Annotated in this window: 22 protein-coding genes and 1 tRNA gene; 11 read left to right on the top strand and 12 right to left on the bottom strand. The window is 43.0% G+C overall.

The annotated features are described in order from the left end of the window. Window positions 1-341 precede the first annotated feature (341 nt). From rlmB to HUZ36_RS21945, 5 genes are all read right to left on the bottom strand, one after another. Window positions 342-1,082: a 23S rRNA (guanosine(2251)-2'-O)-methyltransferase RlmB gene (gene rlmB / locus HUZ36_RS06525; protein ID WP_176032404.1), complete on the bottom strand. Its 741-nt coding sequence runs from the start codon at window positions 1,080-1,082 to the stop codon at window positions 342-344. Window positions 1,083-1,103: 21 nt separating this feature from the next. Next, window positions 1,104-3,590, bottom strand: coding sequence for a ribonuclease R (rnr, locus tag HUZ36_RS06530; protein WP_176032405.1), 2,487 nt, complete (start codon window positions 3,588-3,590; stop codon window positions 1,104-1,106). 355 nt (window positions 3,591-3,945) lie between these two features. Continuing rightward, window positions 3,946-6,132: an ATP-binding protein gene (locus HUZ36_RS06535; RefSeq protein WP_176032406.1), complete on the bottom strand. Its 2,187-nt coding sequence runs from the start codon at window positions 6,130-6,132 to the stop codon at window positions 3,946-3,948. A gap of 108 nt (window positions 6,133-6,240) precedes the next feature. Further along, entirely contained in the window at window positions 6,241-6,843 is a 603-nt protein-coding gene (locus HUZ36_RS06540) for a response regulator transcription factor (protein ID WP_176032407.1), read from the bottom strand. Next, window positions 6,840-7,934 (bottom strand): sensor histidine kinase, encoded by a 1,095-nt coding sequence (locus tag HUZ36_RS21945; RefSeq protein WP_176032408.1) that lies wholly within the window; start codon window positions 7,932-7,934, stop codon window positions 6,840-6,842. Before HUZ36_RS21945 ends, HUZ36_RS06540 begins: the two co-directional genes overlap by 4 nt. A gap of 108 nt (window positions 7,935-8,042) precedes the next feature. Between HUZ36_RS21945 and HUZ36_RS06550 the strand changes: the two genes are divergently transcribed. From HUZ36_RS06550 to HUZ36_RS06560, 3 genes are all read left to right on the top strand, one after another. Beyond that, window positions 8,043-8,906, top strand: a complete 864-nt coding sequence (locus tag HUZ36_RS06550; protein WP_128731125.1) for a DMT family transporter — start codon at window positions 8,043-8,045, stop codon at window positions 8,904-8,906. After that, window positions 8,903-9,625 carry a glycerophosphodiester phosphodiesterase gene (locus HUZ36_RS06555; RefSeq protein WP_128731126.1) on the top strand — a complete coding sequence of 241 codons (723 nt, stop codon included), beginning with the start codon at window positions 8,903-8,905 and terminating at the stop codon, window positions 9,623-9,625. Before HUZ36_RS06550 ends, HUZ36_RS06555 begins: the two co-directional genes overlap by 4 nt. Window positions 9,626-9,706: 81 nt before the next feature. Further along, the gene (locus HUZ36_RS06560) at window positions 9,707-10,933 is read left to right on the top strand and encodes a methyl-accepting chemotaxis protein (protein ID WP_176032409.1); all 1,227 of its coding nucleotides are present in this window, start codon (window positions 9,707-9,709) and stop codon (window positions 10,931-10,933) included. A 50-nt stretch (window positions 10,934-10,983) separates the two neighbouring features. Here the strand turns inward: HUZ36_RS06560 and epmA are convergent, their stop codons facing one another. Further along, window positions 10,984-11,958 (bottom strand): elongation factor P--(R)-beta-lysine ligase, encoded by a 975-nt coding sequence (gene epmA / locus HUZ36_RS06565; protein WP_176032457.1) that lies wholly within the window; start codon window positions 11,956-11,958, stop codon window positions 10,984-10,986. A gap of 208 nt (window positions 11,959-12,166) precedes the next feature. Continuing rightward, window positions 12,167-12,733: an elongation factor P gene (efp, locus tag HUZ36_RS06570; RefSeq protein ID WP_125251025.1), complete on the bottom strand. Its 567-nt coding sequence runs from the start codon at window positions 12,731-12,733 to the stop codon at window positions 12,167-12,169. Window positions 12,734-12,775: 42 nt separating this feature from the next. Between efp and epmB the strand changes: the two genes are divergently transcribed. Next, on the top strand, window positions 12,776-13,792 hold the full coding sequence (gene epmB, locus HUZ36_RS06575; RefSeq protein ID WP_176032410.1) for an EF-P beta-lysylation protein EpmB: 1,017 nt from the start codon (window positions 12,776-12,778) through the stop codon (window positions 13,790-13,792). Between the two features lie 95 nt (window positions 13,793-13,887). Here the strand turns inward: epmB and HUZ36_RS06580 are convergent, their stop codons facing one another. Next, on the bottom strand, window positions 13,888-14,097 hold the full coding sequence (locus HUZ36_RS06580; protein ID WP_125251023.1) for a hypothetical protein: 210 nt from the start codon (window positions 14,095-14,097) through the stop codon (window positions 13,888-13,890). Window positions 14,098-14,282: 185 nt separating this feature from the next. On the opposite strand from HUZ36_RS06580, the gene HUZ36_RS06585 reads away from it, so the two are divergent. Then, the gene (locus tag HUZ36_RS06585; protein ID WP_125251022.1) at window positions 14,283-14,576 is read left to right on the top strand and encodes a prephenate dehydrogenase; all 294 of its coding nucleotides are present in this window, start codon (window positions 14,283-14,285) and stop codon (window positions 14,574-14,576) included. Window positions 14,577-14,644: 68 nt separating this feature from the next. Here the strand turns inward: HUZ36_RS06585 and HUZ36_RS06590 are convergent, their stop codons facing one another. The 4 genes from HUZ36_RS06590 to HUZ36_RS06605 all read right to left on the bottom strand — a co-directional run bounded on the left by HUZ36_RS06590 (window position 14,645) and on the right by HUZ36_RS06605 (window position 18,230). Beyond that, the gene (locus HUZ36_RS06590) at window positions 14,645-15,157 is read right to left on the bottom strand and encodes a DUF3016 domain-containing protein (protein ID WP_128732686.1); all 513 of its coding nucleotides are present in this window, start codon (window positions 15,155-15,157) and stop codon (window positions 14,645-14,647) included. A 419-nt stretch (window positions 15,158-15,576) separates the two neighbouring features. Then, complete coding sequence (gene groL, locus HUZ36_RS06595; RefSeq protein ID WP_125251019.1) at window positions 15,577-17,223, bottom strand: chaperonin GroEL; 1,647 nt, start codon at window positions 17,221-17,223, stop codon at window positions 15,577-15,579. Between the two features lie 50 nt (window positions 17,224-17,273). Continuing rightward, window positions 17,274-17,561, bottom strand: coding sequence for a co-chaperone GroES (locus HUZ36_RS06600; RefSeq protein WP_010368755.1), 288 nt, complete (start codon window positions 17,559-17,561; stop codon window positions 17,274-17,276). Between the two features lie 156 nt (window positions 17,562-17,717). Beyond that, on the bottom strand, window positions 17,718-18,230 hold the full coding sequence (locus HUZ36_RS06605) for an FxsA family protein (RefSeq protein ID WP_176032411.1): 513 nt from the start codon (window positions 18,228-18,230) through the stop codon (window positions 17,718-17,720). Between the two features lie 129 nt (window positions 18,231-18,359). Here HUZ36_RS06605 and cutA point away from each other — a divergent pair, with 129 nt between their 5' ends. The 6 genes from cutA to HUZ36_RS06635 all read left to right on the top strand — a co-directional run bounded on the left by cutA (window position 18,360) and on the right by HUZ36_RS06635 (window position 23,792). Next, entirely contained in the window at window positions 18,360-18,680 is a 321-nt protein-coding gene (gene cutA, locus HUZ36_RS06610; RefSeq protein WP_125251017.1) for a divalent-cation tolerance protein CutA, read from the top strand. After that, the gene (locus HUZ36_RS06615) at window positions 18,680-20,491 is read left to right on the top strand and encodes a protein-disulfide reductase DsbD (protein ID WP_176032412.1); all 1,812 of its coding nucleotides are present in this window, start codon (window positions 18,680-18,682) and stop codon (window positions 20,489-20,491) included. Before cutA ends, HUZ36_RS06615 begins: the two co-directional genes overlap by 1 nt. 195 nt (window positions 20,492-20,686) lie before the next feature. Continuing rightward, window positions 20,687-21,148 carry a type II 3-dehydroquinate dehydratase gene (gene aroQ, locus HUZ36_RS06620; protein WP_147389018.1) on the top strand — a complete coding sequence of 154 codons (462 nt, stop codon included), beginning with the start codon at window positions 20,687-20,689 and terminating at the stop codon, window positions 21,146-21,148. A 19-nt stretch (window positions 21,149-21,167) separates the two neighbouring features. Continuing rightward, window positions 21,168-21,629 carry an acetyl-CoA carboxylase biotin carboxyl carrier protein gene (gene accB, locus HUZ36_RS06625; RefSeq protein ID WP_147389017.1) on the top strand — a complete coding sequence of 154 codons (462 nt, stop codon included), beginning with the start codon at window positions 21,168-21,170 and terminating at the stop codon, window positions 21,627-21,629. Window positions 21,630-21,649: 20 nt separating this feature from the next. Continuing rightward, on the top strand, window positions 21,650-22,996 hold the full coding sequence (gene accC / locus HUZ36_RS06630; protein WP_125251013.1) for an acetyl-CoA carboxylase biotin carboxylase subunit: 1,347 nt from the start codon (window positions 21,650-21,652) through the stop codon (window positions 22,994-22,996). A gap of 719 nt (window positions 22,997-23,715) precedes the next feature. Further along, window positions 23,716-23,792: transfer RNA gene (locus HUZ36_RS06635), tRNA-Ile, on the top strand. Window positions 23,793-23,890: the final 98 nt, after the last annotated feature.

Here is a 23,890-nt window from a genome sequence, read left to right on the forward strand (position 1 = left end):
GCTATAAAAAGTTCGCCGAGTAAATCGGCTCCTACCAAAGATAATTTGTGTGGGAATACACTTACCTTGCGCGCTATAAAAAAGCTCGCCGAGTAAATCGGCTCCTACCAAAGTTAATTTGTGTGAGAACTTGCCTACCTTGCGCGCTATTAAAAAGTTCGCCGAGTAAATCGGCTCCTACCAAAGATAATTTGTGTGGGAATATACTTACCTTGCGCGCTATAAAAAAGCTCGCCGAGTAAATCGGCTCCTACCAAAGCGAATTTGTGTAGGAGCAAGTTTACCTTGCGAGCTTTTACCGCTTTAAAGATGCGCTGCTCTAAACAGCGCTTATCAAATAATTAAAGTGCCGAGCGCTGTCTCAATACTTCAAACAAACATACACCAGTGGCAACCGACACATTTAAGCTAGATACGCTACCGACCATAGGGATCTTTACCAGCTCATCACAGTGCTCACGTGTTAGGCGGCGCATACCATCTCCTTCCGCCCCCATAACGATGGCCATAGGCCCTGTTAGGTTGGCATCAAACACAGCGGTATCAGTTTCTCCAGCGGTACCAACTACCCACACTCCTGCCTCTTTAATATCACGCAACGTACGAGCAAGGTTCGTCACTTGAATGAGCGGAACCGTTTCGGCTGCACCACATGCCACTTTTCTTGCCGTGCCATTCAGTTTTGCTGACTTATCTTTAGGTACAATCACACCATGTACACCAGCTGCATCCGCACTACGTAAGCAAGCTCCTAAGTTGTGAGGATCTGTCACCCCATCCAACACCAAGAAAAACGGTGTGGTTTCTCGTTGAATGATGTCATCAAGATCTTTTTCATTGAAAGCCCGCGCCGCTTTAACATTGGCAATAATGCCCTGATGTTGCTCACCATTTGCTTTGTTATCAAGCGCTTTACGCTGCATAAATTGCACCGAAATACCAAATTTACGCGCCTCATTGACCACTTGATTTAAGCGCTTATCTTCACGTCCCTTTAGTGCATAAATTTCTAAAAAGCGCTCCGGCGCGTTATTCAAAATGGCTTCGATTGAATGAAAGCCAAAAATTAATTCGTTACTCACGTTAAAGCTCCCGCTTTAGATTTATTGTGCTTTTTTACTGCGATTTCTTTCATTTTTACCAGGACGTTTTGCTTTGCTTTTCGCCCCTTTCGTTTTTTTGCTGCTCGATTTCTTTTTCGATTTCAGCGTACCGGCTTTTTTCGCTTTTTTAAGCTCACCTTTTGGCGTTGTCTTCTTCCGCTTTTTAGACTTTCCAGCCCCTTTATCTTTGCCATTTACCGAGTCAGTCTCATCACGGCGTTTAGTCTCAGGGATCTTGCCTGCTTTAAGTTGTGCACGAACACTACCAGCAGCACCCTTAGCTGACTTTCTTCGTCTTGCGTATCTGTCTTGTTGACCTTCTTCGGCTAATGCTAAATTGATCCGGCGGTCATCTAAGCTCACCGAAGCAACCACGACATTAAGCTTATCGCCCAACCTAAACACAGTACGGCTATGCTCTCCAATCAAGCACTGCTTAGCTGCATCAAAATGGAAGTATTCATGACCCAAATTGCTGACATGGATCATACCGTCAATCTGCAAATCGTCCAGCCTGACAAATAAGCCAAAGTTGGTAACTGACGAGATCACACCAGTAAACTCATCACCAACATGGTCTTGCATAAACTCACATTTAAGCCAATCAGCAACTTCACGGGTCGCGTCATCAGCGCGGCGCTCTGTCATTGAGCACTGCTCACCGAGTTGTTTTACTTCATCTTCGTTATAAATATAAGCGCCACTCACGGGTTGCTCTTGTTGCTGCAAGATGCCTTTGATCGCACGATGCACGACTAAATCTGGGTAACGACGGATCGGTGAAGTAAAGTGGGCATAGGCCTTTAATGCCAAACCAAAGTGACCAATATTTTCTGGCTGATATACTGCTTGCTTCATTGAGCGCAGTAACATGGTTTGGATCAATTCTTTTTCAGGGCGATCTCCCAATGACTCAAGCGCTTGCGTCAACTCCTCTGGCGACGGATCGTTAGGTAATTGGCTTTCAATACCCAAGTCTTGCAAGAATTGTCTAAACTGGCTCAACCTTTCAGGATCTGGCTCATCATGAACACGGTACAAACTATGGGCTTCGTGTTTTTCCAATAGCTTTGCCGCAGACACATTCGCCAAGATCATACATTCTTCAATCAACTTATGGGCGTCGTTTCTAACAACAGGCACAATGGAGTCAATCTTACGATGCGCGTTAAAAACAAAACGTGTTTCTAGGGTTTCAAACTCAATTGCACCACGCTCCTGCCTTGCCGCTTTAAGCGCCATATACATGTTATGAAGCTCTGTGAGATGAGGCACAAGTGGCTGATAATCAGCCCTCAGTTTTTCATCGCCTTGTAAAATCGCATGAACTTTGGTGTACGTTAAACGGGCGTGAGAGTTCATCACTGCTTCGTAAAAGCGGTAGCCCGATAAACGACCTGCTTCAGACACTGTCATTTCAGCGACCATACACAAACGGTCAACTTTTGGGTTTAGCGAGCACAAGCCGTTGGACAGCACCTTTGGAAGCATAGGCACAACTTGCTCAGGGAAATACACAGAATTTCCACGCTCTATCGCTTCTTTGTCAAGCGCAGTGCCTTTACCTACATAGTGAGAAACATCAGCAATGGCCACCCATAAGCGCCAGCCACCTGACTTTTTACGTTCACAATACACGGCGTCATCAAAGTCCCGGGCATCTTCGCCATCAATGGTCACTAACGGTAAATCACGCAGGTCAACACGGCCCTGTTTCGCTGATTCTTCAACAAACTCACCAAGATTTGCTACTTGTGCTTCTACTTCACTTGGCCACTCATGAGGAATGTCATGATTACGAAGTGCCACCTCAATTTCCATACCTGGCGCCATATGATCGCCGAGCACCTCAAGTACTTTACCCATTGCATTCATTTGTTTGCTGGGGCTTTGAGTGATCTCTACCTGTACCATTTGATTATGACGAGCACCATTTTCTTGACCTGGTACTATGATAATATCTTGCGTAATACGCGGATCTTCTGGCACCACAACTGCCATGCCAAACTCAACAAAATACCGACCGACGACTGGCGCACGCTCTTTTTCAAGTACGCGGACAATGCGTGCCTCAACCTTACCACCCGACCCTCGGCTACCAGCTTTAGCTAGCACCCAATCGCCATGTAGCACTCGCTCCATCTGATATTTAGTGATAAACCAATCTTTGGGTTCACCTTCCACTTCTAAAAAGCCAAAACCGTCACGATGCCCAACAACACGACCTTTCACTAAGCCATCATCGCTTGGAATGGCGTAACACTTGAATTTATTGAAGTGTAACTGACCATCTCGTTCCATTGCGCGCAAGCGGCGTTTAAGTGCGATTTGACGCTCTTCGTCTAGCACTTTTAAGTCGAAACACAGTTGAGAGAAAGAAGGAGGTTTGGCCGCGCTTTTAATGTGTTCTAAGATAAATTCGCGACTGGGTACGGGGTTGTCGTATTTTTGCTGTTCTCTATCGAGATAGGGATCCTGTTTTGGCATTACTGTCTTGTTAAATAAGCTATGCTGTTATTTTAACCCAAAATAACAGCACTCGCATTAATTATCAGTGAACACAGTATACGAATTCAAAATAAGTTCATATATCGGCTTGATGATAATTATCAATTCAAGCCTTTGGCTAAAATTTACCAACGATATTTAAAAACCAACCTTTTGAGTCATAGCTTAAATCGGTTAAGTCATCCGAAAAGTGAGTGAAGTTATATCCCCCATTTTCATGCAAAAACCAACCTTGCCTATGTTTAATAATATCAAAAGCTTATACTTTAACTACAGTGCTATTTGCATGAAAACATACAAAATAAATAACCTACATAACACCAGATGAAGCCTATTATGCTGATAAATTCACTGCCTGATTTGAATGACTCTGTGGGGTGACCAGCTGTGCATGTAACTCTAATAGACGCTCAACAGACTGACGAGCCACAGCGGCGAGTGTATCCCAGTCTATTGTCGAACCAGTTTGTAGTAATTGAGACTGTAAGCTTTGAATATGTTCGACTAAGTTTATCATGCCAAAGTTCTGCGCTTCGGCCTCGATATAATGCAGCTTTTCTGCTGCCAAGTCCTGAATATCTAGCTCAATTAACCCCTTTATCTGGGCAATTTCATATTCAAACCTATCTGCAAGGTACATCAGTTTGGTTGCTAAAACTCCCGATGCTTCACTGTGTACAAGCTCTAAAAATTTAGGCCGGTCAATCAACACTTTGCGCTCAATGGAGGAAACTTGTTTGATCGTTGAGCTTTCTAATACCGCATAGAGACGACTTGGCATCACCGGCTTTGTTAAACAATCCTGCATACCAGCTTGTAAGCATCGCCTTTTCAATTCAGGGTCGCCATCACCTGTCAACGCGATTACTTTGACTTTTTTCGTAAAACCAATTTCAGTAAATCGAGTTTTGAACCACTCAAGGCCATGCCCATCAGGTAAATGCATATCTAATAAAACAATATCAAAATGATGTGCAAGTAGAGTAACTTCAGCCTCTGCCAAGCTTTTAACTAGAGAAAACTGCGTAACCATATCATTTAGGTAATTGCTGATCACCTCAACATTTATTGCATTATCCTCAACAACCAACACATTCAATGGCAGTTTTTCCGCACTCAGCTGACCTTGCTGTATTGGCGTGTTACTACATTGGCAAGTTAATTCAAAGCTAAACTCAGTTCCTTGTCCTAACTGACTTTTTACGTCCAAGTTAGCTGCTAGCCCATTTAATAGTTGTTTACATAGCGCCAAACCAATCCCGGCACTATGTGAGATAGATTGTTCGCTGTCGAGAGTGACGAAGGGTTCAAAAATTCTTTCTATTTGCGCCTCAGTTAAGCCTTTTCCTGTATCGCGAATAGCAAACCGAATCGCTTGCTTATCGTCTTCTCTAGCTGCGCCTTCCAGGGTTAACGTAATACACCCTTTGTCGGTATATTTTATCGCATTTGAAAGCAAGTTTCTTAGTATCAGCGCTAACGTATCTTGCTCTACAATATGCACATCTTGCGGGTATACACCTTTGACTTCCACCTTCAAACTCAGGCCCTTTGCTAATGCGAGGGGCTGCAATAAACGTACTAGCTCTTGAGCAAGACTATAAAGGGAGAAAGGCACGCGGTTTTGTGCTGCATACTCGCCCTTTGCCTGTAGCAGCACTTGATTGGCTAAATCAGACATCGACATCGCAGCATGAACTATCACATCACACAGTTCAGCATGACGAGCAGGCTCACGCGGAACCTTTTTAAGTGATTCTGCGTGCCCAACAATGGCATTTAACGGTGTTCTTAATTCATGACTTAGCAGGGTTAAAAACTGGCCTTTGATTTGAGCTGACTGTTCAGCAGCCGTTTTCAAGCTTTGCAATTCTTTTTCACGGCGGCTACTACACAACAGACAAAGTGAAAAGCATAGCAACAATGGCATAGTGCTTACTGACACGGAGAAGAATTGATTAACCCAATTTGCTGACACTAAGCTATCTGTTACTGAGTAGCTACCTAACATGACAGCCCTGAAGGTAAATACCAACAGCAGGCTAAAACAAGATAAACCAAATGCCCAATGTGCCACAGTAAAGTCTTTTGATAACAACTTTTGGCCTTGATTTAGCGCTCTTAAACAATAAATCATTGCCATTGCCCACACCAAATAATTGAGTATGACCCGTGCAATAAAATTAAAGTCTACGTATAAGAAATAACTAAAACTAGGAATTCCGATAGCCCCAAGCACATACCAAGGCATATAATTACTCTGAACTGCAAAAAAGGCGTCCACACCCCGAGTAAGATAGAATAAACCTATTGCTATGGCTAAATTGGGAATAAAAATAGAAAATGTGACGGGTAATGTATAGGCTGCCAGCAGCCCACATCCAACCCCCGTCAATGCAATAAAACACAGCCAATCTCGAGTGCCAGGGAGAGCCTTATTAATAAACCAGTTTACCGCCATAAATACAGTGCAAACCACCGTGGTAATTGCGGTTACTTGAATAAGGAATTTCGGATCCATCAACAACACTCAAAATTAATACATTATCATTACTTTGTGAAGTAGCGCAGTATAGTACTGCTTAACATTATTTTGAAGTATTAAGTGAATATATGCTATTACAATACCTTACAGCCACCCTTTTTGCTTCGCGATCCTTGCTGCATCAATTCGATTTGTCGCATGTAATTTGGCGATAGCATCCGAAAGATAATTTCTTACGGTTCCGTCACTTAAGAATAATTGAGCTGCAATTTCCGTCGTTTTTAAGCCCTCTCCTGCTAATCGTAATGCTTTGCGTTCTTTATCTGTCAAAGGATCAGCATCTTCGAGTGCATATAAAGCCAGCTCAGGATCAATGACCTTTTGCCCATTCATCACTTTTTTTAATGTTGATAGTAGGTACTCACTTGGCGCTTCTTTCAAAACAAAGCCATTCACTCCTAGTGTAATTGCGCGGCGAATGTAGCCTGCTTTGGAAAAGGTTGTCATGATGACCACTTTGCAGTTAGGCTGTGTTTGTTGCAAGTGCTGGGCAAGCTCAAGTCCTGTAATATGAGGCATCTCTATATCGGTCAGCACAACATCTGGGCTTAAAGACTTGAGTTTTTCTTTGGCAACCTGACCATTTTCAGCATCTCCTATTACTTCAATATCCTGATCTAAACTCAATAGTGCAACGATAGCACCTCTAACTAATGCTTGATCTTCAACAATAAACACGCGGATCATGAACTTACCTCAATAACAGCTTTAAAATATGCACCTTGCTCTGTGTGATAAACCAACTGACCACCACACTCCTTTAAACGCGCTCGGATCCCCATTAATCCATTCCCTTCTTTAATACTCTTCACTGAACCATTGTCTTTAATTTCAACTGATATACTCTGTTGCGTTTGTTGCAGTTGCACACTCACTTTGTCGGCATCGCTATGGCGGATAATATTGGTACATACCTCTTTGGCAAAAAAACACAAGCTCGCTTCTTTTTCTTTATCTATTTCCACCGCACTTAGATTTAGCGACACAGCAATTCCCTTATCTTTCAGCCGCGAGGCCATAATATGAAGTTGTGCGTCTAATGCCAGTTGATGATAACCCGTAACTGCCTGGCGTACTTCGCTCAGTGCTTCTCGTGCAAGCTCAGCGACCTGAAGGGCCTCAGATTGCGCTTGCTCATACGACTGTGCAGCAGCAAACTTACTGGCAAGCTCAGCTTTTAATGCAATCGAACTCAATGAATGCCCGAGTAAATCATGTAAATCTCGTGCAATTCGTTCTCGCTCAGCAACGGCGCCTAGGCGTTTTATCTCTTGCTCACTTTGACGCTGCAACTGACGATGCACTCGCTCTCTATGCGTTACCCAGCCAAAGATAAATAGCCCCAATGAAACACAAATGGCAGGCATTAAAAAATAAATCGTATGCGCTGGTATGATAAAATGGGAGGTAAACAAGATCGATATGAGTAGCCCCAAAAATCCATAAACTTTGTATTTACCCTGTAAACTAAAACCGCAAAAAAAAGCAACAAAACCAAATAACGAGCTAGTACCGGTTGTCGCCAAACTGCCAACAATACACAGTAACGTCATCAGTGACAAAAGGGTAATTAAAGCAATGCCGGTTTTGGCAATACTCTGCCAATACAGCCAGACAAATCCGAGATAAATCAACAGCTGCGCGACAAGGTTAACGCTCCCTTCTTGTGTCCAACTAAAAGCCAAAGGAAAGAAATAAAAAATTGAGAATATCAATGGACCAGCATCCCAAAAGGAGCGCCGCTTTTCTACTAAAGTGTGATCTGTGGTAATGGCCACCACGTTCTCCTGCTCATTATTTTATGTTGTTTTACTATTATTGTTCGATGTGGAGTGACAAGTGTTCGCAATCTTGTAGACTGCTAAAAAAAGTCAAAATAATTTTTTATGCAACCGAAACAATCCGCTTTACTGTCGCTCCATAGTGCCGTTTTATTGTTTGGTGGAACAGCATTATTTTCAAAATTGATTTCACTATCAGCACTTGATATTACTGTTTATCGCGCAGCTATTGCTTTCATTGTGTTACTTATTTTATTAAAACTGCAACGCCAGCCTATAAAACTACACAATCAACGAGATTATCTAGTCGCTATTATGCTCGGCGCAATTGTTGGGCTGCATTGGGTTACTTATTTTGCCGGTATGCAAATGGCTGGCATTGCTATCGGGATCATCGCATTTTTTACTTACCCGGTGATCACTGTATTTTTAGAGCCATTATTTAATCGCAAACAAATACAACTCAAAGATATTATCAGTGCATCAACAGTATTGCTGGGGATATATTTACTGGTGCCTGAAGCTAGCCTTGGTAATCAAGTAACATTGGGTATTATTACTGGGGTATTCTCAGGCGTGCTATTTGCACTACGCAACCTATTACAAAAACAATTTTTTTCACACTATAGCGGACCACACACTATGCTATATCAAACGCTGGTAGCTTGTTTGCTACTCATTGCGTTTGTTGACGTGCCACCACAGCACGTTTCGCCGCAAAACATTTCACTCATTCTGCTAGCAGGGGTTGTATTTACGGCTATTCCTCATGCTTTATTTGCCTCAAGTTTGAGGCATTTATCTGCTACCACAGCCGGATTAATTTCTTGTTTACAGCCATTGTATGGAACACTGTTAGCTTATATTCTGTTACACGAGACACTAACGCTAACAACATTATTTGGTGGCTTGTTAGTCGTTAGTGCAGCCTGTTTTGAAACTTGGTCTATTACAAGGAAAAAAGCATGATTCAAGTCTTAGCGCATCGTGGAGCCAGTGGCAGTTATCCCGAAAATACGCTTGCTGCTATAGAGGCAGCGTTGGATGTTGGTGTTGATGGTATAGAGTTAGATGTGCAAAGCTGCGCAGATGATTACGCGATTATTCATGATACTTGGCTTGATAGAACCACGAATGGCGTCGGCAGAGTGAATGAACAAAGCCAAGCTTACTTAGCAACGCTGGACGCGGGTAAAGGACAAAAAATTCCCACTTTGCAACAAGTGTTTACTACCATTGGTACGCGAACCGATATTAATTTAGAGCTTAAGCATACTTTTGGTTTGGATAAATTTGTTTCCTACATTGAAGCGCATATTCAACAGGGTATTATCAACCGTGAGCAATTGCTCATTTCATCATTCGATCATCATCAACTGCTATGGTTGAAGCAAAAGTTGCCCTGGGTGAGAATTGGCGCACTGACCGCTTCTATTCCAATCCACTATGCGCAATTTGCCGGATCACTGCATGCTTACAGCATTCATATGGACAAGAATTTTATCAACCATGAGTATGTGTTGGATGCAAAGTCTAGAGGCCTTAAGGTATTCGCCTATACGGTCGATAAACAACAAGACATAGATATGATGATTGATTATGGTGTAGATGGTATTTTTACCAATTACCCATGCCAGACAAAAATGTATTTACAACGGAATGGTGCTTATGCCACTCCAAAAGAGTAACTAGTTGATCGCTTTAGCATTGTTATTCCATTTAGCTCATCTATACTGAGACAAATAAAGTGGCACAATGATGAGCCCAATATGAGTTTATATATGCGCATTTATAATTTTATCGAAGAAACCTTTTTCTTCACACTCACTCGTAAAATAGTTGGTAACCTAGGATTTTTACTGCTTTTTCAAATCATTAGCTTGATTTGGCTATATTCTGAGCTGGTGAGCGCCGACGCCAGTCTGGCCGCATTCTGGCTGCTAGCTATTGTGATTATTGCAGCATTTGGTTTTACTGTGTTCTACATGCGCTTTTTAATTGTCCGCCCAGTACAAGCAATGAAAGAGTCATTAGAGCGAATTAACCGCCAAGATGGTAATTTAGATGCCAAATTGCCTCAGTTTACCTTTGACGAATTTAGAGATCTCAGCGAACAATACAATTCTTTTACCACTCATTTAAGCGAACTATTAGAAAAGACCTATCAAAGTGCTGCTGCTGCAACCCAAAGCAACCATGATGTCACAGCATCAATGCAAAGTACCGCAAGCTACGGTCAGCAGCAGTTAAGTCAGGGCGATACCATCATTGCAGCCTCTGATCAGGTTAGCCATAGCTTACAAAGCATTGTTCACAATACGGATCAAGTATATCAGGCCAATACAGAGAGCCTGCACTTCGTTAGAGGCTCATCACAAACCGTCACTAAATTGGTAGCTGAAGTAAAACAAATCACCACACTGCTTGGTAACTTTTCATCGACGGTGCTGGGGCTAAAAGAGAACAGCGAAAATATCCGCAGTATCCTAAAAATGGTTGAAGAGTTTTCAGATCAGACTAATTTACTTGCGCTCAACGCCGCGATTGAAGCTGCCCGAGCAGGAGAAGCAGGTCGAGGGTTTGCCGTGGTTGCCGATGAGGTAAGAGCACTCTCCGTCAAAGTAAATGACGCCACACGCCAAATTAGTGACTTTATCAATAAGATGAACGTACTTGTTGGCGAAACCAATCAAGAATCAGAGCAACTTATTTCACACTCGGTTTCTGCCGAGAAAGCCATTAGTGAGACATCCAATGGTTTTATCTCAATGAGTGATGATTTTGAACGCAATCAAGCACAATTGGAAGAAATTGTCAGCGCAGTGCACCAACTGGAAGAGACACAAAAGCACACCCATCAAGCTGTGCAGCAAATTGTTGAATTGGGGCAGCACTCAAAATCGCAAATAGATAGTGCATTGGCTGAATGTCAAAGCGCCCAAAAACTTACAGAAACAACCCAAAAAGAGCTGAAACGGTTTGTTTCACATAAATAGCCTAAACTTAGGATCACTATTTGCTCTTACCCCAGCTGTTTCGCGGTGCGTTAAGCCCGCGAAACATCAAAACTGATTACTTCACTTATGGTCGTTTTGTTTAGTGCGAGCATAACCAATCTATCTATGCCCACCGCAACGCCGGCACAATCAGGAATGCCAGCATCAAGAGCTCCGAGTAGACGCTCATCGACAGGCACAGCATCAAGCCCCATTTCTGCCCTTAGCTGATTATCTTGCATAAAACGGGCACGCTGCTCGGCTGCGTCGGTTAACTCATTAAAACCATTTGCCAGTTCCATATTTTGATAATACAGCTCAAAGCGCCCAGCAACTCGATTATCTTTCGGGTTGAGCTTGGCAAGCGCGGCTTGTGATGCCGGAAAATTATATACAAAACACGGAACACGTTGGCCAATTTGCGGCTCAATCTCCATACAGAACAACAACTGTAGCAATGTATCTGGGTTATTTTCAATCGCGGCTATATCACCATAACCACGCTGCTCGGCATGCTTTTTTAAGTCGTTTAAAGAGATAGCTAGTGGGTCAAACCCAAGATAGGTAATAAACGCCTGCTGATAGCTGATTGACTCACTTGCAGGACAGTCTAGTAAATACTGCATCAATTCATCTAATTCAGACATTAGCTCAAATTCATCATAGCCCACCTGATAATACTCAAGCATAGTGAACTCTGGATTATGATGACGGCCAGACTCTTCATTACGAAATGCTTTACCAAGCTGAAAAATAGAGCCACTTCCAGCTGCCAATAACCTTTTCATGGCATACTCTGGAGAAGTTTGTAAGTACAGTGGCAACCCTTGGCTATGATTTGGGCCAACAAAACGTGTATGGAAAGTATCTAAATGGGGATCGGTTACTGAGGCCTGCGAGAGGCTTGGGGTTTCTACCTCCATTACCTCTCGGGCTGCGAAAAACTGCCGTATTTTCGCTAAAATCGCGGCTCTATGTCTTAGCGTTTCTATGCTTGCGCTCGGCTGCCAATCATTTACCATTATTTCTACTCCAAAAAAATCCCAGCTTAATGCTGGGATTTATCAATGCCTATTTGTCTTATATAGCGCTTTACTTAAAGGCCAAAAAGCCTTGTTGATAGCGCAGCTAGCGCATTTTATTACCATTAAGGCAACTCTTTGCAGCTTATCACTCTTTCAAACTAAGAAAGCATTAAAACAAATGGTGTAACAACTTAGGTTGATGTGGTATTTATTTTACGCGGCTAACGTATTCGCCACTGCGCGTGTCAACTTTAATCACTTCACCAATTTGAACAAACAAAGGAACACGTACAACAGCTCCTGTGCTCAATGTAGCGGGCTTACCACCAGTACCTGCGGTATCACCTTTCAGGCCAGGATCCGTTTCGGTGATCTCAAGCTCAACAAAATTTGGCGGCGTTACAGCAATTGGGTTGCCGTTCCAAAGCGTAATAGTACAAACGTCATTTTCAACGAGCCATTTTACGTTCTCGCCTACCGCTTTTTCATCCGCAGCGATTTGTTCAAACGTGTCGTTATTCATAAAGTGCCAGAACTCACCATCTGTATATAGGTAAGCAAGATCTGTGTCTATAACGTCTGCACCTTCAACTGAATCACCAGACTTAAATGTTTTTTCTAATACTTTACCTGAGATAAGCTTGCGGATCTTAACGCGGTTAAACGCTTGTCCTTTTCCAGGCTTGACCATTTCATTTTCTAAGATAGAACAAGGCTCGCCATCGATCATAATTTTTAGACCGCCCTTGAACTCGTTGGTGCTATAATTCGCCATCGTATCCTCTAATCTACGTATATTCGAGTAATTAACCTGCTAATGATACAAATAAATGAAGTAAATTTGCAGACTAACTGGCAAAAAGAATTAGCAAATGTTGTCACTGACCCACAGGAGCTACTTAACATCCTAGGGTTACAAGACCATTTTGATGCACGAGACTTTGCAGCTAAGCGCTTGTTTCCTATGCGAGTACCACGCCCATTTATTGATAAAATGCGCCACGGAGATCGTTACGATCCTTTGCTATTACAAGTGCTGCCGGTACATCAGGAATACTTAACTGAAGCGGGATTTAGTAAAGATCCACTCGAAGAACAGGACGCTCCAGTGCCAGGGCTGCTACATAAGTATCGTTCTCGAGTATTACTCATGCTCAAAACCGGCTGTGCGGTCAACTGCCGTTACTGCTTTCGACGCCACTTTCCTTACCAAGATAATCAGGTCAATAAACGCACCTTAGCCCCAGTGTTTGATTACTTAAGCACCCACCCTGAAATCAATGAGGTGATCTTAAGCGGCGGTGATCCGCTGATGGCCAAAGACGACATGATAGCTTGGGTGTTAGAACAATTAGAGACGATACCACAAATCAAACGTTTGCGTATTCATAGCCGCCTTCCAGTGGTGATCCCAACGAGAATAACCGAGGCATTATGCCAACGTTTAGCACAGAGTCATTTAAAGGTGATTTTGGTTAACCATATCAACCACCCGAATGAAATTGACGAACACTTTAAAGCCGCAATGAAACAGCTAAAACAAGCAAATGTGACTTTACTGAACCAAGCTGTACTGCTCAAGGGAATTAACAACGATGCTGCAACTCAAGCCCAATTGAGTGAAGCCTTATTCGATACGGATATACTGCCTTATTATTTGCATTTGCTTGATAAAGTAGAAGGGGCTAGCCACTTCGATGTTGAAGAAGCAGAAGCCAAAACCCTTATGGCTGAGCTTTTAGAAACGTTGCCAGGATTTTTAGTGCCTAAATTAGTGCGAGAGATTGGCGGTCAGCCAAGTAAAACGCCGGTTGACCTAGATTTACTCGGTTAAGAGCGCAAAAAATCGGTGCTAATGACCCTAGCACCGATTGCTTTTGCACATAGCTATCGGACAACCGAAGACAACGTGCCATCAACCCATAGCAATTAAGCGTATGTGTTGATGTTGTTGCCTAACGTTGCAGTTACTGATTTAGCAGGTGTTTGTGCAGCAGCACTGTTACCCGCAGATTCAATTAAAGCAAGCGCGGCTTGTCCATCTGCTTTCTGTTGCTTTTTTGCCAATGCAGCGCTGTATACTTCGCCACTTTGACTCGCTCCAGACATAGCAGGTAGGTTACTTCCGGAAATATTCATAAGTGATTACCTAACTTTTTGATGGATCAGATAAGGTATCGGCATACAAAGCTAAACCTTTAGGGTAAATTTTGAGATAAATTTCCAATCCCTTTTTACTACCTTTAAAAGAGTAGATTTACACCTGACATTTGTAAATGAAACCCTTAAAATAAGCGCTTTTAGTAGGGCGATTAGGACTGACCATGCAAGCCGTTATCGAAAAACTCAATGAAAACCTCAAGATCGTATACCGCCAAGCACTAGATGCGGATAAAAAGCTTGATGACTTGCAACAGCAAGGCCACGGTAAGTTTAAAGCACTATTTACAGAAGAAGCGGGATTTACGTTTGAAGCTAAGCGCTTTAAGCCATATGTTTTGGATGTTGCAGCCGATGTTGAAGGTCTATCTAAAACTGAAGAAATTGACGAGCAAAAACTGGCGTTGGTAGTTAAAAAGCTCCAATCTCTATTGCAGCTACTCGCGACGTTTAAATAACACTATACGTAAACACGCAGCCAAAACGCTGCGTGCAACCTTATCTAAAAAGAGCGCCTAAAGTTCGTTTATAAACTCACTTTTTTCATCAGGTCGTCTTCAAACCATTCTGTCAACAAACGCTTCTCATAATAAAAAGATTCATCTAGGCCGCGTTTGATTCTATCCATAAACGACATGTCTTTTAATTTTACTGCGTTTTCTTGTGCAATAGTTTTACCTGCTTGATCCGTTAGCTGGTAGCTAATTTCTAAACGCGGAAAATGGATCGGCTTTATCACACGAATATCTGATATTCCATAATGTACATCACCAGCTAGGTCTATTTCATCGAAGCTAACTGCTAGTTTATAACCTTCCGGCAACTGCTCAGCTAACTCCTCCATATGCTTGGTAAATTGCTTCTCCACACGCTCATAAAAGGACCCACGTGTTTCATTGCCTGGGCGCACATCACGGTACTCTTTAAAGTCTTTCCAAGTCACCGAAACTTCACCTGCATTTACAAATAATGGTGTCAGACACAGGGCAACTAATGTCATTGGTAATTTCATCTTTAGATCTCCTTCAAGCTCTATCACCACCTTACTCTTTATCAATACGAAGTAAAGCAGGATCACACCCTTTTACGCAGTGTGACAATTAGCTACATTTTCATCAATATAATAGTAAGACCGACGTTATTGGTAAATGTTCTCAGGTTTGTCGAGTAAAGTTATGCTAATCATCTTAATTAAGTAGTCTATTTTAAGACGTGAAAACCTTGTCGATAACACCGCTTCCTCGCCCTGCTCACGCCGAGGTACCTACGTCCTGTAGGCAAGGCAAAAATTTTGCTGTTTAGTTGCTCTAAATAAGAAATTTTTAGCGTCAGATTTACTTCTTCAAATTGAGCAAGTATTAAGTTTGATTGGTATTAAATACATATCTTGTATTGCTCAAAAGCAAAAACCCAGCCGAAGCTGGGTTTTGAAGCGAGATGCTTAGGAGGTGATGTTTATCACATCATGCCGCCCATACCACCCATGCCGCCCATACCGCCCATATCTGGAGCAGCTGGCTCTTCTTTCGGGATTTCAGCAACCATGGCTTCAGTTGTGATCATAAGACCAGCTACTGATGCTGCGAACTGTAGTGCAGAACGTGTTACTTTAGTTGGGTCTAGGATACCCATTTCAATCATGTCGCTGTACTCGCCAGTTGCTGCGTTGTAACCGTAGTTACCTTCACCGCCTTTAACTGCATTAACAACAACTGATGCTTCGTCACCTGCGTTTGAAACGATTTGACGAAGTGGTGCTTCCATCGCACGAAGTGCCACTTTAATACCGTGGTTCTGGTCTTCGTTGTCACCAGTTAGCGACTCAATCTTGCTTGCTACACGAACTAGTGCAACACCACCACCAGGTACTACGCCTTCTTCAACCGCTGCGCGAGTTGCGTGTAGTGCATCTTCTACGCGGTCTTTCTTTTCTTTCATTTCAACTTCAGTTGCTGCGCCAACTTTGATTACTGCAACACCGCCAGCAAGTTTTGCCATGCGCTCTTGTAGCTTCTCTTTGTCGTAGTCAGAAGTTGCTTCTTCGATTTGTGCTTTGATCTGTGATACACGACCATCGATAGCTTCTTGCTCGCCGGCACCGTCGATGATAGTTGTATCATCTTTAGTGATAACCACGCGCTTAGCTGTACCTAAGTCTTCAACCGTAGCTTTCTCAAGCTCAAGACCAATCTCCTCAGAGATAACCGTGCCACCAGTTAGGATTGCGATGTCTTGTAGCATCGCTTTACGGCGGTCACCAAAGCCAGGCGCTTTAACAGCAGCAACTTTCACGATACCACGCATGTTGTTTACAACCAGAGTTGCCAGCGCTTCACCTTCAAGGTCTTCTGCAATGATTAGTAGCGGCTTGCTTGTTTTAGCAACTGCTTCTAGTGTAGGCAGAAGTTCACGAATGTTTGAAACCTTCTTGTCTACTAGCAAGATATGTGGGTTATCTAGCTCAACTTGGCCTTTTTCAGCGTTGTTGATGAAATATGGTGATAGGTAACCACGGTCAAACTGCATACCTTCAACTACATCTAATTCATTCTGTAGTGATTGGCCTTCTTCTACAGTGATAACACCAGACTCACGACCTACTTTTTCCATTGCTTCAGCAATGATGTCACCAATCTCTTTGTCAGAGTTAGCTGAAATAGTACCAACCTGTGCAATCGCTTTTGCGTCTGAACAAGGTACTGAAAGCGTTTTTAACTCTTCAACTGCAGCGATAACTGCTTTGTCGATACCACGCTTAAGGTCCATTGGGTTCATACCAGCAGCAACTGACTTAAGACCCTCATTCACGATAGCTTGAGCAAGAACAGTCGCAGTAGTTGTACCGTCACCCGCTGCGTCATTTGCTTTAGACGCAACTTCTTTAACCATCTGTGCGCCCATGTTTTCGAACTTGTCTTCAAGCTCAATCTCTTTTGCAACAGATACACCGTCTTTGGTGATAGTTGGTGCGCCGAATGATTTTTCTAAAACAACGTTACGGCCTTTTGGACCTAGTGTTACTTTTACTGCGTCTGCTAGTACGTTTACGCCTTTAAGCATTTTTGTACGAGCGTCACCTGCAAAACGAACTTCTTTAGCTGCCATGTTATAAATTCCTCTTAAATTCTGTTGTCGATTAAACTAAAAAGTATTAATTATTCTACGATGCCTAAGATGTTATCTTCACGCATGATCAAGTACTCTTGACCTTCGATCTTTTCAGTCTTTTCGATGTAAGAGCCGAACAACACTGTGTCGCCTGCTTTTACTTGTAATGCTTTAGTTTCACCATTGTCCAACACGCGGCCGTTGCCTACTGCAACCACTTCACCACGTGAAGACTTTTCAGCCGCAGAACCGGTTAACACAATGCCGCCAGCTGACTTTGTTTCTTCTTCAAGACGCTTAACAATGACGCGATCATGTAAAGGACGAATGTTCATTTATATAGTTCTCCTAACAGTTTCTGAACAATGACAGAAATAATGCTTTTTTAAGGCGGTGTTACATCCACAGGTTGTGGTTAACACACGCAATTTTAATTGCTTTCATTTATGGGGATGGGCAAATTAAAACCCAAGAGAAAAAACTAAAAAATTTTAGTCTTTTCTTTCGTATTCACCTTCAATCGTTGTTGAAGAATTTCTACCCGATTGATTTTTAAATGGATCTCTAATTTCTTCCTGCTGATCCGCACGTTCTTCGCGTGATTGATTAGCAAACGGTGACTGACCTGAGTGCATACCTGTTTGCACTTTTACGGTGGCATGGGCCAACAGTGACTGCGCCAGCTTTTTTCTAACTGCGGGCGTTAGCAGTAAAAACCCTAGTACGTCAGTCATGATCCCAGGCGTCATTAACAAAACACCAGCGATGATCACACACAAACCGGTAAACAAATCTTGAGCAGGCAACTGTCCTCGGGACATCTGCTGTTGAACATTAACGTAGGCTCCCAAGCCTTGCTGTTTGACAAGTCTCGCACCTAGAATGGCGGTTGCTATCACAAGGGCAATCGTCGCAAAGCCGCCTATTACCTCGCTGACCTGGATCAGCAACGCAATTTCAATAATCGGAATGGCAATAAATAAAATAAATAAGAATCTAAACATACTTTCTCCAAATCTACGAAAGATAAATATGGGTGCCAAGGTCTTAATTCAAGCGATGCAAGTTAGACGCTTTAGAAAAGAGGCGCTATCCGCTAAGATGCCATTACCAACCCTAAAATGGAAATAGCTATGGGTATAAGATATAAACTCGTCTTATCTACATGCGGATCCGTTACCGAAGCACGTAAAATTGCAGCGCAACTTGTAGAGCAAAAACTCGCAGCGTGTGTGAACCTAATCCCAGAAATAGAATCTATTTATGTTTGGGAAGGTCAGGTGGAGCACGCGCGAGAAACCAAGCTGTTAATTAAGACAAAATCCGAAAAACTAGAGCAAGTGATGGCTGCTATTCGTGATCTTCACAGCTATGATGTCCCTGAAATTCAAGTTGTGGATGTTACTAGTGGCAACCTAGCTTATTTTAAATGGATGGACGAGGTACTATTGTAATGCGACTCTTAGTAGTTCTTTTTTCGCTGTTAATATGGCTTCCAGCACAGGCAAATAATGCTGTGCTAGACAGCTTGTTAGCGCCAAAGCAACAAACCTTTTTACCTGTAAACGAAGCATTTAAGTTTGATTTTGACCAACAAGAAAAAACATTGTTTGTCGGTTGGGACATCGCTGATGGCTATTACTTGTATAAGAAAAATCTGCAAATCATCGCCAAACAAGCCGACATCAAAGTGCCAGAGTTAGAAAAAGGCGTGATGATTGAGGATGAGTTTTTTGGCCGCACTGAAGTCTTTTTCAATCATTTATCTGTTATTTCTAAACTCGATAATATTCAACCTGGAGCGGTTGTAAAAATCCGCTATCAAGGCTGCGCAGAAGCTGGGCTTTGTTACCCACCAGAAATTGTTGAAGTACCGTTAAGCACGATTGCAGGAGAACAGCCAAAAGCCACATCAAACAAAGCTCCAGAGACAGGCGCTGAGATTCAAAACACAAGCCGTCCTGTGGATGACGACAATTTGTCTTTTACTGAGCAATTAATGCAGCGCAGCTTGCTTGCAAATATTTTGACGTTCTTTGGTCTTGGTATTGGGCTTGCTTTTACTCCCTGTGTGTTCCCCATGTTCCCTATTTTGTCGAGCTTAATCGCAGGTCAACAGGGGCTTTCAACTAAAAAAGCGTTCAGTTTATCTTTTGTTTATGTACAAGGCATGGCCGTTACCTATGCCGCACTTGGCCTTGTTGTTGCTTACTTTGGTGGCCAAATTCAAGGCTACTTGCAGCATCCTGCGGTACTTATCAGCTTTAGTATCTTGTTCGTTGCACTCGCGCTATCAATGTTTGGGCTATACGAGATCCGCCTACCAAGCAGCATGATGGATAAACTCACCCAGCTCAGTAACAAACAAAAAGGCGGCAATTATTGGGGTGTGTTTGTAATGGGTGTCTTATCGGGCCTTATTGCATCGCCTTGTACCACCGCGCCTTTGTCTGGTGCTCTCCTGTTTGTCGCGCAAAGTGGCGATTATGTTGTCGGTGCGCTAACGCTCTATGCACTTAGTTTGGGCATGGGCTTACCGCTATTATTGCTAGGCACTTCTGGTGGTAAGTTACTACCAAAAGCTGGAGGCTGGATGGATCAGGTCAAGACGCTATTTGGTTTTGTGATGCTATTTGTACCACTCATCCTGCTCGAGCGCATCCTTGATGCTACCGTGATCATTGCTCTGGCTGGTGGCCTTGCCGTTGCAACAGCACTTTACTTACATTACTGGCAAAGCCAATTGCAAACGAGTAAAGGTAAAACCACTCTGTGGGGTTTTGCTATCACTTTATTTATCGTTGGCTTATTTGCCTTAAAAAGCAGCTTTTTTCCAGCACCTAAGCCAGTAGTTAATGCAATAACCACTCAAACTGAAGCCGCATCGGCAGAAAAAAAGTTTAAATTACTGCCAGACTTAGCCGCGCTTGAAGTAGCCATTGCAGAGGCTAATGCTAAAGGTAAAGTGCCTATTGTGGATTTATATGCTGACTGGTGTGTGGCCTGTAAAGAGTTCGAGAAGTACACCTTCCCAACTCCCGAGGTACAAGCACAGTTTAAAGACTACGAGTTATTAAAACTCGACTTAACCAAAGCCAATGATAATACCCAAGAGATCATGGAAGCGTTTACGGTATTTGGCTTACCCACCATTTTAATTTTTGATAGCCAAGGCAACGAGATGCCAGCACATCGCGTCACCGGCTTTTTAGATGCAAAAGACTTTGCAGCTCACCTAGACAAGGCTAAGCAGGACGCAAAGTAGCCATTTTGGGAGCAAGCTATCTTGCTCCCTTACCCTTCTCATTAGACCAGTATTTTGCTGCTATTTACCGCGAACTCTCTATAATACTCGACGAAATAGAGAAATATTTGCTATTTGCTGAAATTAGGCATAAGTTAACAAGCCATACAGTACAATTTTTTGTCTAACGCTTTACTTAAAGGAAGTTCACGTAAAATGTCTGCAAAATTAAAGATTTTATTAGTAAACGGACCTAATTTAAATATGTTAGGTCGTCGTGAAACCAGCACCTATGGTACGCAGACACTCAATGAGATTGTCGATGCGCTCACTGACTATGCACAAAATCAGCAAGTAGAGTTGTCACACATTCAAAGTAACAGTGAAGCAGAGCTTATTGAGGCCATTCATGCACAGTATGGGCAATGCGATGCGATTATTATCAATCCTGCCGCATTCACACATACTAGCATTGCGCTTAGAGATGCCTTACTCAGTGTAGACATTCCCTTTTATGAAGTGCACATCACAAATGTACACAAAAGAGAACCATTTCGCCGCAAGTCTTATTTTTCTGACGTGGCGGAAGGCGTGATATGTGGATTAGGCGCGTTGGGCTATCGCGCAGCACTTGATGCTGCACTGGCGCAACTGCGAAAACAAAATAACTCAAATTAACTAACAGGCGGGTCATTGTATGGATATTCGCAAGATCAAAAAACTTATCGAACTAGTAGAAGAATCAGGTATTGCAGAACTAGAAATTACAGAAGGTGAAGAATCAGTACGTATTAATCGCCACAGTAATGCACCAGTTTACGCTCAACCTCAACAGTACATGGCAGCACCTGCGGCACCAGCACCTGCAGCTCCTGTTGCAGCACCTGCTGCTGAAGCGGCAGCGCCAGAAAGTGCAGCTCCAGCTGGTCACCAAGTTAAGTCACCTATGGTTGGTACTTTCTATTCAGCTTCATCTCCAACAGCAGCAGCATACGTAGAAGTAGGTTCAAAAGTAAATGTTGGCGACACACTTTGTATCGTTGAAGCAATGAAGATGATGAACCAAATCGAATCAGACAAAGCTGGTGTGGTTAAAGCAATCTTAATTGAAAACGGTGAGCCAGTAGAATTCGACCAACCGCTATTCATCATCGAATAATCACGCAGAAGGTCAACGTTATGTTAGATAAAGTAGTCATTGCAAACCGAGGTGAAATTGCCCTTCGTGTATTGCGTGCCTGCAAGGAGCTAGGTATTAAGACGGTTGCTGTACACTCAACAGCCGATCGTGACCTAAAACACGTTCTTCTTGCGGATGAAACCATTTGTATCGGCAAACCAGCAGCAAGTGAAAGCTACCTTGATATTCCGCGTATTATTGCAGCTGCAGAAGTAACTGACGCCGTTGCCATTCACCCAGGTTACGGTTTTCTTTCTGAAAATGCAGATTTTGCCGACCAAGTTGAGCAAAGCGGCTTTATTTTTATCGGTCCAAAAGGCGACACGATTCGCTTAATGGGTGATAAAGTTTCTGCTATTGAAGCAATGAGAAAAGCGGGTGTTCCTTGTGTTCCTGGTTCTGATGGCCCGTTAACCGAAGATAACGATCGCAATATGCAGATTGCCAAGCGTATTGGTTACCCCGTTATCATCAAAGCCGCAGGTGGCGGTGGTGGTCGTGGTATGCGTGTCGTGCGTAGTGAAAAAGAACTGGTTGACTCAATTGCGTTGACGCAACAAGAAGCCAAGCAATTCTTTGGCAATGGCATGGTTTACATGGAAAAATTCCTAGAAAACCCGCGCCACATCGAAGTACAAGTACTAGCTGACGGTCAAGGCAATGCAATCCATTTAGGTGAGCGTGACTGTTCAATGCAGCGTCGTCACCAAAAAGTAGTGGAAGAAGCACCTGCGCCAGGGATCACAGCTGAAATGCGTAAATACATTGGTGATCGCTGTACTCGTGCATGTATCGAAATCGGTTATCGCGGTGCTGGTACATTTGAATTCTTATACGAAAACGGTGAGTTCTACTTCATTGAAATGAACACCCGTATTCAGGTTGAGCACCCAGTAACAGAAATGGTCACTGGCGTAGACTTAATTAAGGAGCAACTTAAGATTGCTGCTGGCCAACCACTTTCTATTACACAAGATGACGTGGTGATCCGAGGTCATGCAATTGAGTGCCGTATTAACGCTGAAGACCCTGACAGTTTTATTCCTTCACCAGGTAAGATCACGCGCTTCCACCCAGCTGGTGGCCTTGGGATCCGCTGGGACAGTCATATCTACGCGGATTATACGGTACCACCACATTACGACTCAATGATCGGTAAGTTAATCACTTATGGTGAAAACCGTGATGTTGCAATTGCTCGCGCTAAAAACGCACTGAATGAGCTAGTGATTGACGGGATTAAAACCAATACCCCGCTGCACAAGAAGATTCTATCAGACGAGAACTTCCAAAACGGTGGTACGAATATCCACTACCTAGAGAAAAAACTAGGCATGCACCAATAACCTAATTCGTTCTCCTAAAAGAGGCCGACACTGCGTCGGCTTCTTTTATCTGCGTTACAGTAACACCCCATTTACACCTTACTCCCTACAAAAATCAGTGAAATTTCTTCGAAATACGGTAGCGGCTGCGTAACCACTTAAAAATATAAATTTAAGAATACTAATAGGAACAAGCTTGTTCGTTCCTATCGACATTACATTTGAAAAAGCCAAACTAAGCCAATCATTTTTACGGCCATCGCTCCTCGGCGAGCGAGAAAAGCACGAACTTTCTGACGCTAAAATTCATTCTATCTCTACTGCAAAAGCTACTTTACGCTCCACTTTGCTTCATAATTAAGCAATCAGTACATTCATCTCGATTTTTTCTCGTTTTAATAGTGACAAGCCTGTTAAAAATTTTTATACTGCCTGCGCTTTCAGTGATTTACTTTTAAACCACAAAGCAAAATGGCCCTATAGCTCAGTTGGGTAAACTTTCAAAGAAAGTTTACGTCGAGGAAGCGAAGGGATATTAGCGTAGCGACCCTGAGTGTTGAATCCGAGACCGGAATCAAGCTTCATGGACGAATGTTACGCGCAAAAACACAAAATGGCCCTATAGCTCAGTTGGGCGAATCGAGACCGAAGCACCGCTTCGCAGCTTGATGAGATGGAGGCAGGAAGCCGACAAGATATTGCTTCATAGATGAATTTAATGAGCACTTAAAATACAAAATGGCCCTATAGCTCAGTTGGTTAGAGCACCCGACTCATAATCGGTAGGTCCCTGGTTCGAGTCCAGGTGGGGCCACCATTTCACCCCCTAAGTTTACTATCAATAGCACTTTCTGTTTTTATACTTGGTAACGCCTTAGCGTTATGTACCATATTCAATTCAGTTGTTATGTAATA

Source organism: Pseudoalteromonas sp. McH1-7, assembly GCF_013366255.1.
Lineage (GTDB): Bacteria > Pseudomonadota > Gammaproteobacteria > Enterobacterales > Alteromonadaceae > Pseudoalteromonas > Pseudoalteromonas peptidolytica.